Here is an 11,895-nt window from a genome sequence, read left to right as displayed (position 1 = left end):
AACAGGTGCCGCAGCGCCGGACCAGCGGTCCGGCGCTGTGTGTGCTGCATCAGCCCTGCGGCGTCAGCACGATGACGCCCAGCGGCGGCAATAGCAGCGGCAGGGATTGCGCATGGCCATGCATGGACTGCTGCTCGGCGCTCACCACACCGCCATTGCCCAGATTCGCGCCGCCGTAGATGCCGGCATCGCTATTGAACACCTCGCGCCACTGGCCGCCTTGCGGCACGCCGATGCGGTAGCCGTGCTGCACGATCGGGGTGAAGTTGATCACCACCAGCACCGGCGCATCGCCGCGCTTTGCCTTGCGCAGGAACGCGACCACGCTATTGGCCGCGTCATCACCAACCACCCAGGCAAACCCGGCCGGGTCGTCGTCCTGCGCGTGCAGCGCGGGGTATTCGACATACAGCCGATTCAGATCGCGCACCAGGGTCTGCACCCCGCGATGGCGCGGGTCGTCGAGCAGATGCCAGGGGATGCCGCCGTCGTGGTTCCACTCGGTGGGCTGGCCGAATTCGCAGCCCATGAACAGCAACTTGCGCCCCGGGTGGGTGAACATGTAACCCAGGTAGGCGCGCAGGTTGGCAAAGCGCTGCCAGTCGTCGCCCGGCATGCGGCCGAGCAACGAACCCTTGCCGTGCACCACTTCGTCGTGCGAGATCGGCAGCACGAAGCGCTCCGAATACGCATAGACCATGCTGAAAGTCAGCTCGCCATGGTGGTAACGGCGGTAGATCGGATCCAGCGCCGCGTAATGCAGGGTGTCGTGCATCCAGCCCATGTTCCACTTGTAGTGGAAGCCCAGGCCGCCGTGCGCCACATCGGCAGTGACGCCGGGGAACGCGGTGGATTCCTCGGCAATCATCACCGCACCCGGGGTGTGCTCGCGCACTACCTCGTTGAGCCGGCGCAGGAAGGCGATGGTCTCGTAGTTCTCGCGGCCGCCATGGATGTTGGGCACCCACTCGCCGGCATTGCGGCTGTAGTCGCGGTACAGCATCGAGGCCACCGCATCCACGCGCAGGCCGTCGACGTGGAAGCGCTGCAGGAACTCCAGCGCACTGGCGATCAGGAACCCGGACACCTCGCGCCGCCCGTGGTTGTAGATCAGCGTATTCCAGTCGCGGTGGAAGCCTTCGCGCGGGTCGGCATGTTCGTACAGCGCGGTGCCGTCGAAATGCGCCAGGCCATGGGCGTCGGTGGGGAAATGCGCCGGTACCCAGTCGACGATCACGCCGATGCCTTCGCGGTGGCAGCGATCGACGAAGCGGGCAAAGCCATCCGGCGAGCCGAAGCGCGCGGTCGGCGCGAACAGGCCCAGCGGCTGATAACCCCACGAGCCGCCGAACGGATGCTCGGTCACCGGCATCAGCTCGACATGGGTGAAGCCCATATCGGCCACGTACGGAATCAAGCGGTCGGCCAGGCCATCCCAGTCCAGGTCCACGCCTTCCTCGCGCAACCAGGAGCCGGCATGGATCTCGTAGATGCTCATCGGTGCGTCGTGCGCCTGCCGGCGCGCACGCGTGGCCATCCAGCCGTCATCGCTCCACTGATGCGGGGTGGGGTCGGCCACGATGGAGGCGGTGCCCGGCGCCAGCTCGGCACGCCGCGCCACCGGGTCGGCCTTGGCCGGCAACTCGTTCCCATGCGGGCCGCGCAGCTGGTACTTGTAATGCGCCCCCGGGCCGACGTCGGGCACGAACAGTTCCCACACGCCGGACTGGTGCCGCAGCCGCATCGGATGCCGGCGCGCGTCCCAACTGTTGAAGTCGCCCACCACCGCCACGCGCGTGGCATTGGGTGCCCACACCGCAAAGCGCGTGCCGCGCACTCCATCGACTTCGATCGCGTTGGCGCCGAGCGCGTCGGCCAACTGCAGATGATGGCCTTCGCTGATCAGGTGCAGGTCGAAGTCGCTGAGCTGCGGGCCGAACGCATACGGGTCGGCGGTGTCCTGCTCGCCGCCGGGCCAGCCGATGCGCAGGCGGTAGCCGCCCTGCGCCGGCAACGCGCCGGCGAACAGGCCCGGCTCCGGGCCTGCCTCCAGCGCGATGACGTTGCCATCGTCGAGCACGGCATTGACGTAGTCGGCACCCGGTTGATAGGTGCGCAGCAGCCGACCGCTGTCGGTCGGGTGCGCGCCCAGGATGGCGAATGCGTCGCCATGGCGTGCCTCGGCCAGGGCGCGGGTTGCGCCGGGATCCCATCGATTGGTCACTGCTGTCATCACTCCACTCATCATGTGTCTCCCGCACCAGCGCGCGCGCGGTGCAGGATGCGTCGCAAGCCCTCGATCGGCACCATCAGCCAGCCGGGGCGGTTGGCAGCCTCGTAACGCACCTCGTAACAGGCCTTCTCCACCAGGAACAGCAAGGTGGCCGCGTTGAACGCTGCCGGTGCGATCCACGGGTGCGTACTGGCGTCGAGCACGGCATGGTACGCGTCCAGAAACGCCTGTGTGGAGCGGCGGCGGAACTGCACCAGGAACTCGTCCAGATGCGTGTCCACGCCCACGCCCGCACGGGCGGCGGTGCCTTCCTCGCCACGTGCCGACACTTCGCTGGCGTAATCGAGCGAGCGCAGGAAGCCGGCCACATCGCGCAGCGGGCTGGCCTTGGCGCGCCGCTCGGACAGCGGCTTGGCCGGCTCGCCTTCGAAGTCGATCAGCACCACATCGTCGAAGGCCACCAGGATCTGGCCCAGGTGGAAGTCGCCGTGCACGCGGGTCAACAAGGAGTCTGCCAGCACGCTCGGTGCCTGGGCGAGCAAGGCATCCAGCTGCGGGCGCTCGGCCAGCACTGCCTGCAGCGCTTCGCGTTCGGTCGCATCGTCGCTGCCGGCCAGACGGGCATTGACGGTGTCCCACATCTCTTCGACCTGGCGTGCAACGCCGGCCACCACATCGTTGGCGGTGGGCAGGTCGATGCGCTGCGGGGCGAAGTCGGCATCGTCGGTGTCGCGCGACAAGGCCTCGTGCAACTCGGCCAGGCGCTTGCCGACCACCGCGGCGAAGGCGTCGTAGCCGGCGATGGCCTCGGCACGCGATTCGTCGGTCTGCGCGGTGGCGTATTCGTCGAAGCTGCGTGCCAGATGGTCCAGCGTCCAGCGCCAGGCATCGCCCTGGTTGCGGATGAAGCCCTGCAGCAGCGCGATCGTGGTGATGGTGCCTTGCGCATCGATACGGCTGACGCTGCCCAGCAAGGGCGCAGCGTTGGCGTAGCCCATCTCGGTCAGGCGACGGCCGATCTCGATCTCCGGGTTGGCGCCGTTGGCCACGTGCCGCAGCAGCTTGAACACCGCCTTGTCGGCGACCACCAGCGAACTGTTGCTCTGTTCGGCCGACAGCCAGCGGATCTCCGGATCCTGCGGTATCTCCAGCGTGGCCAGCGCCGGTGTCGCTTCGAAGCGCACCTGTCCCTGCTGCGAGGCATCGTCGCCATCGCAGAACTCCAGCGCGGCGTTGTCGCGCAAGGCGTCGATCACCCCGCGCACCATCGGCTTGAGCGCGAAGGCATCGGTGAGGTAACCCACCTCACGGCCCTGGCGCACCCGCGCCAGCGCAAGCTGCTCGGCCAGGGTACTGGGCTGGTCGCGCTCCCACACGATGCCGACCGGCAGCATGTAGCTCTCGTGGTGGCCGTCTTCCAGCTCCACTTCCAGCTCCAGCAAACTCATTGGCTCGGCGCCCGGCAGCGGCGTGCGGCGCGAGATGCGCACGTGCTTGAGTGCCTGGTCCTTGGCCGAGAACCAGCGCCGTGCCGACAACCAGGCCGGCAGGATCTCCGCTTCCAGCGTGGGCAGATGCGGCAGCAGCGCATTGCTCTCGTCGGTATCGCTACGCAACACCAGGGTGCGGTAGTCCGGCAACGGCACCGGGCTGGGCACATGCCAGTCCGGCAAGGTGCCCTCGCTGACCAGCTGGAACGCGTAGAAGCCGAACGGCGGCACGGTGAGCAGATAGGTCAACCGCCCGACCGGCGGGAAGCTGCCGCCGCCGATGATGTCCACCGGCACGCGGCCCTCGAACTCGGACAGGTCCAGCTCCACCGCCTGCAGCGTGTGCGACAGGTTGGCCACGCACAGCACCGTCTCGTCCTGGTAGCACCGCAGGTAGGCCAGCATGCGGCGGTTGCCCGGATACAGAAAGCGCAGGCTGCCGCGGCCGAAGGCCTGATAGCGCTTGCGCACGCTGAGCACGCGGCGGGTCCAGGTCAGCAGTGAATGCTGGTCGCGGATCTGCGCTTCCACATTCACTGCCTGGAAGCCGTACAGCGGGTCCATCACCGGCGGCAGCACCAGCTGCGCCGGGTCGGCGCGCGAGAAGCCGCCATTGCGGTCGATCGACCACTGCATCGGCGTGCGCACGCCATCGCGGTCGCCCAGATGGATGTTGTCGCCCATGCCGATCTCGTCGCCGTAATACAGCACCGGCGTGCCGGGCATGGTCAGCAACAAGGACGTCATCAGTTCGATACGGCGGCGGTCACGCTCCAGCAGCGGTGCCAGGCGTCGCCGAATCCCTAGGTTGATGCGCGCGCGGCGATCGGCGGCATAGGTCTGCCACAGATAATCGCGCTCCGAGTCGGTGACCATTTCCAGCGTCAACTCATCGTGGTTACGCAGGAAGATCGCCCACTGGCAGCTCTCCGGAATCTCCGGGGTCTGGCGCATGATGTCGGTGATCGGGAAGCGGTCTTCGCGCGCGATCGCCATGTACATGCGCGGCATCAGCGGGAAGTGGAACGCCATATGGCATTCGTCGGCGTTCTGGCCGAAGTACTGCTGGGTGTCTTCCGGCCACATGTTGGCCTCGGCCAGCAGCATGCGGTCCGGGTATTCGGCATCCAGGGTGGCGCGGATCTTACGCAGGATCGCGTGGGTTTCCGGCAGGTTCTCGTTGGAGGTGCCGGAGCGCTCGATCAGGTACGGCACCGCATCCAGACGCAGCCCGTCCACACCGCGGTCCAGCCAGAAGCGCATCACTTCCAGCACCGCTTCCAGCACCGCGGGGTTGTCGAAGTTCAGGTCCGGCTGGTGCGAATAGAAGCGGTGCCAGAAGTACTGCCCGGCCACCGGGTCCCAGGTCCAGTTGGATTTTTCGGTATCGCAGAAAATGATCCGCGTGCCTTCGTATTCCTGGTCGGTGTCCGACCACACATAGAAGTCGCGCTCCGGCGAGCCGGCCGGCGCGTTGCGTGCGCGCTGGAACCACGGGTGCAGATCGGAGGTGTGGTTGATCACCAGCTCGGTGACGATGCGGATGCCGCGTGCATGCGCCTGCGCCACCAGCTGCTCGAAGTCTTCGATGCTGCCGTAGTCCGGATGCACCGCCATGTATTCGGCGATGTCGTAGCCGTCGTCGCGGCGCGGGCTGGGGTAGAACGGCAGCAGCCAGATGGTGTCCACGCCGAGTTCGGCGATGTAATCCAGCTTGGAAATCAGCCCCGGGAAATCGCCGATGCCATCGTCGTTGGAGTCGAAGAACGACTTGACGTGCACCTGATAGATGATCGCGTCCTTGTACCAAAGCTGGTCTGCAACCACCGCGGACTGTTCCGCGTCGGCTTGTAACGATGGGACTGCATTCATGCGACCTCTCCTGCGCGGATGCGCCATAACGCGAACGGCCGCGTCGCCTCTAAACGGATGTGTTGCTGTTTTCCCTGCCAAGTGAAGCGGTGGCCGTCCCACAGGTCGTCCACCGCCACGCTGGCGTGATCGGGCAGGCCCAACTCCCACAATGGCACTTCGATTGCGGCATCCTGCGCAGCGTTGGGGTCCAGGTTGATCGCCACCAACACCATGCTGCGGCTGCGCGACAGGTAGCCGGCATCCAGGAACTTGCCGAAGTACAACACCTGGTCGTTGTGCGCCTGGTAGAAGCGCGTGCCCAGGTGCGACTGCAGCTCCGGGTGCATGCGGCGCAGCTGATTGAAACGGGTGATCTCATCGACGATGTCGCCGGGCGCACGCTCGGGCCAGGCGCGCAGCTGGAACTTCTCCGAGTCCAGATACTCTTCCTTGCCCGGCGCCAACGGCGTGGCCTCGCACAGCTCAAAGCCCTGGTACATGCCCCATAGCCCCGACAGCGTGGTTGCCAGCGCGGCGCGGATCAGATGCCCGTTGCGCCCACTGGTCTGCAGGAACAGCGGATTGATGTCCGGCGTGTTGACGAAGAAGTGCGGACGGAAGCACTCGCGCGGCACGCCCTGGTTCAACTCTTCCACATACTCCTGCAACTCGTGCTTGTGGTTGCGCCAGGTGAAGTAGGTATAGGACTGCGAGAAACCGCACTTGGCCAGGCGGTACATCATCTTCGGCCGGGTGAAGGCCTCCGACAGGAACACCACATCCGGCCGGCGCCCGCGGATATCGGCAATCAACCACTCCCAGAACGGGAACGGCTTGGTATGCGGGTTGTCGACGCGGAACAGCGTCACGCCCTCGTTGACCCAGAACAGCACCGCATCGCGCAACGTGTTCCACAGGTCCGGCACCGCGCCGCTGGCGTAGAAGTCGACGTTGACGATGTCCTGGTACTTCTTCGGCGGGTTCTCCGCATACGGAATCGAGCCATCCGCGCGCCAGGTGAACCAGTCCTTGTGGTCCTTCAACCACGGGTGATCCGGCGCGCACTGGATGGCGAAGTCCAGCGCCACTTCCAGCCCATGCGCACGTGCGGCCTGGATCAAGCGGCGGAAGCCTTCGAGCCCGCCGAGCTCGGCATGCACCTCGGTGTGGCCGCCATCGGCCGCGCCGATCGCATACGGGCTGCCCGGCTCGCCGTCGACCGCGGTGACCGAGTTGTTGCGGCCCTTGCGGTTCTTCGCGCCGATCGGGTGGATTGGCGGCATGTACAGCACGTCGAAGTTCATCGCGCGGATATGCGCCAAGCGCTTGATCACATCGTCGAAGGTGCCGTGTTGCTGCGGATCGCCGCTTTGCGAGCGCGGGAACAATTCGTACCAGCTGGCGAAATGCGCCGCGCGCCGCTCGGACTCCACCCGGAAGGTCACCGGCGTCTCGGAGCGGAACGGCTTGTCGTCGGCCGCTGCCATCGCCTGCGCGGTGTCCGGCTCCAGCACGATCGCCAGCTGCTGCAGCGGCTCGCTCTGCGCGCCGATACGGGTGAGGACGGCCTGCAGGCGCTCGGCCAAGGCACCGCTGCTGCGTGCGTGCGCGGCCTGCACCACGGCCACCGCTTCCTGCACGTCCACCGGCAGCACCGTGTTGGCGGCGCGCTTCTTTTCCAGATCCGCATGCAAGGTGGCGAACACATCGCGCCAGCCTTCCACCCGGAACTCATAGGTGCCGATGCGCTCCAGCGGGAACTCCGCACGCCAGCGATCGTTGCCCAACGCACGCATCGGCGCGCTGGCCCAGGTCTTGGCATCGGCCGGGCGCCACAGCACCGCCACCGCGATACGGTCGTGCCCATCGCAGAACGCATCGGCTTCCACGCAGATGCGGTCGCCCACGGTGCGCTTGACCGGAAAGCGGCCGTTATCGACCGACGGCGTCACCGACTCGATGCACACGCGCGGCCAGGCGGCCGCGGTCTGCGGGCGCGGGCGCATGCGCGGCACCGCCAGCACGTGCCGGGCCGGCACGCTGCGATAGACCCGCACCTCGCCCGGCTCCAATGCTTCCAGCGTTGCGCCGGAGAGCGTGCTGCCGTCCTCGCCCACCAGCGCTTCGGCATCGCCGAGCAGGCGCAGCAGATCCGGCGCCGGGACCGGCACCACATGATCGGCGTCGCCGTTGATCAACAGCAGCGACGGCAAGCCGCCCAGCGGCTCGATCGCCACCGCCGTCAGGCCGGTGCCCTCGCGCAGCAGCGGACGCAACCGCAAACCGGCATTGCTCGGTGGCACGCCATCGCGGGCCCTGATCGACAAGGGCAACGTCTCCAGCTGCGTCTCGTCCAGCAACCACGCCCCGCCCAGTGCCTGGGCCAGTTGCCAGTGCTGCCCGGCAGTGGCCGCACGTTTGCCATCGGGCGCGCCCACCACCGCCACGACCTGCGACGCCAACGCGCGCAGCGCCGTGTCTTCGTCGAAGAACCAGCTGCCGCGCCCGTCCCACCATGCGAGCGAGGAGAACGCCACATCGAACCCGGCACCGGCCAGCTGCTGCAAGGCCTCGATGCCCAGGCCCGGCGTCCACGCCGCAAACACCACCTCCGGCGCCTGCGCATGCACGCGCGCGATCAGCTCGCGCCAGCGCTGCGCCGGCACCTGCTGCGGCTGCAATAGGCGGAAGCCGGCCACGCCCTGCGAGGCCCAGTCCAGCAAGCGTGCGCTCCACCATTCCACCAGCGCCGCACCTTCCTGCGCATAGGTAAAGCGTGCCTCGGCCACTTCCGGCGTGGCGCGCGGCTGGCGCGGGTCCGGTACCGCCGTGCTGCGTGCGCGGAACCACTGCGGGTTGTCGCGCACCACGGCGCTGGCACCGCCCACTTCATCCAGGCGCACATCGAGCAGCAGCTTCACGCCGGCCCGGTGCGCGGCCTGCACCACCTCGCGCAGACGCTGCGCGTCTTCCTCGCCGGTGGTGGCGACTTCGCTCAGCCGGCCTTCGGCGTCGCGCGCAAATGGCGGCGCGAGCACCACATGGTCAAAGCCGGCCTCACGCGCCGACTTGCAGCGCTGCTCCAGCCCGGCCTGCTCGCCGTTTGCCTCATTGAGAACACAGATCCGCATGGCGCCTCCTCAGCAGACCACGGCGCGCGCACGCACCGTGACAAAGGAGACGACACGGGCCGACCCACCCCGCAGATCCACCGGCGCTCGGTCACGACGCACCAGTCCAACTCCCGTCCGGATCGACCCCTGCCTACTCAAGGCCTGGTCGACCCTTTCTACCGTGACTGCACTCATGCGCAACTCCGCAACGATTCTTGACCGATGCAGTCAAGCACCCCCACTGCGAATTTCATGTGTCGGTGGAATTGACGAAAATCAAACAAGCGCGGCTGTGGTGAGGGCTCAGGCAGCGCTGGCCAACTCCCAAGGGTTGTAGGCTATGGCCTCAACCTGTAGGGAGAGCAAGGATGCGGAGCTACGTCATGGCAGCACTGCTGGCCATCGCCACAGTTGCAACCGCAAAGGATCAGAGGCTGAGCCCGAGCCGTGCCGGAGAGATCGTAGGGCTTTGGCAAGACGTCAGCGTCAACGACGACATCGTCAAGGAGGACTACGCCGGCTTCGTCCAGGTTGTCGACCTGGACAAGGATGGAGTCGATGAGATCGTCTATTTGAGTTCTTCGTATTGCTCGGGTTCCACTTCCGACTGCCCCAACAGCATCGATGTATTGCGCAAGCAACCACCCAGGAAGGCACCCAACGTCAGCGCTCCGATCGACCAATGGGAAACCAGGGCACGCAAGACCGGTTACACGCCAGACGCCAGCGAGCAGATTCCTGGCGAAGTGATGACTCTTGCAGTCCAGGGCAACCGCATCGAGGTCGTGTTCGTCGTGCAGGAGAATTCGCCGATCTGCAAACGGGAACAACCCAATCCGGACGGGTCGCAGCGCTGTCCCGCCCCCGGCCGCTACAGCTGGACGTACACCTGGAAGCCAGGCGCGTTGACGCGCATTACCGGCGCTGGCAGCTATGAACCACACGTCCCCAAGGCCCATTTTCCCGAGCAACTGCGAGGCGCCTGGGTCACCGCAGGGATCGCCTGCCGCGACGCCGAGACAGCGGACCCCAAGCACCTCATCCAGTTCGGCTGGGATCACATGACCGGCAAGGGCGAAGACCTCTGGCCCAACGCGGTCACGCTGCTGGCACGCACACCATGGACATGGCGCATCATCACCGCGTCTGCCAACGCGCCGAAGAAAGACGTTCCTGCAGTCTTCATCCTGAGCAAGATGGAAGACCGCCTGATCATTGCAGAGCAAACCCGCGTCAGAACCTTCGATCGTTGCCGCTGAGCAGAAAGTCGATTGCCACCACGTTTGCGGCAACGCGACGTGGGCTCGAACGCATCGCCAGAGAACGTTTGATCGACATCCGCGCAGCTCCGTGACGCTCAAAATGGCGACGTCACGCTCATTCGCCGCTTGCAGGCCAGGCGTGGCAGACCGGCGATCTGCCACGCCCACGCTCACATCGCCTTCTTGATGGCTTCCGCCTTCGCCAGGTGCTGCTCGACGTGCGTCTTGGTCTCGGTCAGGTGCTGCTTGACCGGCTCGGTCGACGCCACCGTCATCATCTGTGTTTCGATCAGCTGCAGCGCGTCCTTGTGCCCGGCGATCATTGCATCGATGTAGGCCGCCGCGTAGTCCTTGCCGGACTTCTGCCCCAGCATGGACAGGTCCTGCTCGCCCTTGCTCTCCAGCTTCTTGACGTCCGGGGTTTCGGCCAGCGTTCCCAGCGCCTTGGTCTTGTCCAGGTTCTCGGTGTGCTCTTTCTCCATCATCTTCGCGTAGTCCAGCACCGCGCCGGTGACCTTCTTGTCCTGCGCCTGCTTCGCTGCGGCGATCTCGTGGTTGTCCACCGCCCCGAGCAAGCCAAGGGCGATGTCGTCTCCGGAACTCGCGCGTGCCGCGCCTTCAGGCGCCGGGCTGGCTTCGCCGACAGGCGGCGTGGTCGGGGTCGCCGCGCCACCGGTCGGCGTCGGCTCGGTGGACGCGGCAGGCGCTGCGGCCTCCTTGTCGGCATTCGGCTTGCAGCCAGCGAGCGCCAGCGCCGCGACGATGGACAGGACCAACAGTGACTGTTTCATGCTCCACTCCCTCTCGATTGGAGACAGCAGCATCTGCCTGCCCAGGTGAAGAAGGCTCATACACGTCCACTGAGTGATTCAGACGTACGCATCTCCCGGAGGCGAATGCACAACGCCGCACCATGCGCGGCACCACGCCGCAATCGCCGACACGTGCTTGCGCGCGGGCGTGGACTTGGACGTGGTCAGCGCAGCTATGGCGTGCGTGGCGTGTGGTGGCACTTTCCTGCTGAAAGACGGCCCGGTTTGCCGCACACTACCGCGCCACATTTGGAGTGATAGCCATGCACAAGGCCTGGATGCTTGCCCTGTTGGGCGTTTCGCCGCTGGTCCACGCCGCGCCTGCCGACGACGATGCCACCTGCCGCAATGGGTTGTTCACCAGCGCGCCGGTGGCGTTCTCACTCGGCAAGGTCATCCCGCCGCGCCTGTACCTGCTCAAGGATACCGATGGCTGCCCCGACACGGGCGGGGCCGCATGCCAGGGGCGCGCCTATGTGGTCAAGAACGATATCGTCCTGACGGCGCAGCGCCGCAATGCCTACGTTTGCGTGCTCTATCCCAACAAGGGAGGCGGCAATGCTGGTTGGGTCGCACAGTCGAGCCTGCAGATGCAGCCAAGCGCGGCCACGCCCACAGCGCAGGCGTGGAACGGCCACTGGCACGACGGCGACAACACGCTGCAATTGACCACCAACCCAGACGGCAGCATCACCGTCAACGGCGATGCGTACTGGCCCAGCGCCTTTCCCGACCCGGAACAGACGCCGGGCGGTCCACACACGGGCTCGGTCACCGCGCGCGGCTATCCAGAAGGCAACCGCGTCGAAGTCAACGAGGACACCTGCAAGGTGCGCCTGCAATTGCTGGGCGACATGCTGCTGGCCGACGACAACCTGGAATGCGGCGGAATGAACGTTTCCTTCGGCGGGGTGTACCGAAAGAAGTAATCGCAAGCCGAGCCACCCGGTGCGTCGCACGCCTGCAGTGGCAGGCGCAGCGGAGGCAGGCACGCCATCGACCACCACGCGACATAAAAGCCGATGCGAAGCAGCGCGGTGCGGTCTGCGGTGACCCGCACCGACCAGAACGGGTTCGGCTCGCTCGATCCCGCAAGCGGTCCAGTGGATAGCGATAGCAGCAGGACGCGCC

6 protein-coding genes are annotated in these 11,895 nt (G+C 66.4%); 2 read left to right on the top strand and 4 right to left on the bottom strand.

Features of this window, described 5'->3' with window-relative positions; genetic code table 11:
- Positions 1-49 precede the first annotated feature (49 nt).
- The 3 genes from glgB to ABQY64_RS00805 are packed head-to-tail and all read right to left on the bottom strand — an operon-like array spanning position 50 to position 8,708.
- Complete coding sequence (gene glgB, locus ABQY64_RS00815) at positions 50-2,233, bottom strand: 1,4-alpha-glucan branching protein GlgB (RefSeq protein WP_104574511.1); 2,184 nt, start codon at positions 2,231-2,233, stop codon at positions 50-52.
- A gap of 11 nt (positions 2,234-2,244) precedes the next feature.
- Entirely contained in the window at positions 2,245-5,595 is a 3,351-nt protein-coding gene (gene treS, locus ABQY64_RS00810) for a maltose alpha-D-glucosyltransferase (protein WP_046345283.1), read from the bottom strand.
- Positions 5,592-8,708 carry a maltotransferase domain-containing protein gene (locus ABQY64_RS00805; RefSeq protein WP_349779651.1) on the bottom strand — a complete coding sequence of 1,039 codons (3,117 nt, stop codon included), beginning with the start codon at positions 8,706-8,708 and terminating at the stop codon, positions 5,592-5,594. The genes treS and ABQY64_RS00805 overlap by 4 nt, the downstream gene beginning before the upstream one ends.
- A 365-nt stretch (positions 8,709-9,073) precedes the next feature.
- Here ABQY64_RS00805 and ABQY64_RS00800 point away from each other — a divergent pair, with 365 nt between their 5' ends.
- The gene (locus ABQY64_RS00800) at positions 9,074-9,949 is read left to right on the top strand and encodes a hypothetical protein (RefSeq protein ID WP_349779650.1); all 876 of its coding nucleotides are present in this window, start codon (positions 9,074-9,076) and stop codon (positions 9,947-9,949) included.
- A gap of 173 nt (positions 9,950-10,122) precedes the next feature.
- On the opposite strand, the gene ABQY64_RS00795 is transcribed toward ABQY64_RS00800, so the two are convergent.
- Positions 10,123-10,743 (bottom strand): DUF4142 domain-containing protein, encoded by a 621-nt coding sequence (locus ABQY64_RS00795; RefSeq protein WP_349779649.1) that lies wholly within the window; start codon positions 10,741-10,743, stop codon positions 10,123-10,125.
- A 284-nt stretch (positions 10,744-11,027) separates the two neighbouring features.
- Between ABQY64_RS00795 and ABQY64_RS00790 the strand changes: the two genes are divergently transcribed.
- Positions 11,028-11,693, top strand: coding sequence for a hypothetical protein (locus tag ABQY64_RS00790; protein WP_024940570.1), 666 nt, complete (start codon positions 11,028-11,030; stop codon positions 11,691-11,693).
- Positions 11,694-11,895 lie beyond the last annotated feature (202 nt).

The organism is Xanthomonas sp. WHRI 7065 (assembly GCF_040203115.2).
Lineage (GTDB): Bacteria > Pseudomonadota > Gammaproteobacteria > Xanthomonadales > Xanthomonadaceae > Xanthomonas > Xanthomonas arboricola.
Note: the sequence above shows the minus strand (reverse complement) of the source record. Positions and strands in the feature narration are given on the sequence as shown.

Excerpts from the sequence above, each read along its gene's own strand:
- glgB (WP_104574511.1), bottom strand. The coding sequence starts at position 2,233 with ATGACAGCAGTGACCAATCGATGGGATCCCGGCGCAACCCGCGCCCTG.
- treS (WP_046345283.1), bottom strand. The coding sequence starts at position 5,595 with ATGAATGCAGTCCCATCGTTACAAGCCGACGCGGAACAGTCCGCGGTG.
- ABQY64_RS00805 (WP_349779651.1), bottom strand. The coding sequence starts at position 8,708 with ATGCGGATCTGTGTTCTCAATGAGGCAAACGGCGAGCAGGCCGGGCTG.
- ABQY64_RS00800 (WP_349779650.1), top strand. The coding sequence starts at position 9,074 with ATGGCAGCACTGCTGGCCATCGCCACAGTTGCAACCGCAAAGGATCAG.
- ABQY64_RS00795 (WP_349779649.1), bottom strand. The coding sequence starts at position 10,743 with ATGAAACAGTCACTGTTGGTCCTGTCCATCGTCGCGGCGCTGGCGCTC.
- ABQY64_RS00790 (WP_024940570.1), top strand. The coding sequence starts at position 11,028 with ATGCACAAGGCCTGGATGCTTGCCCTGTTGGGCGTTTCGCCGCTGGTC.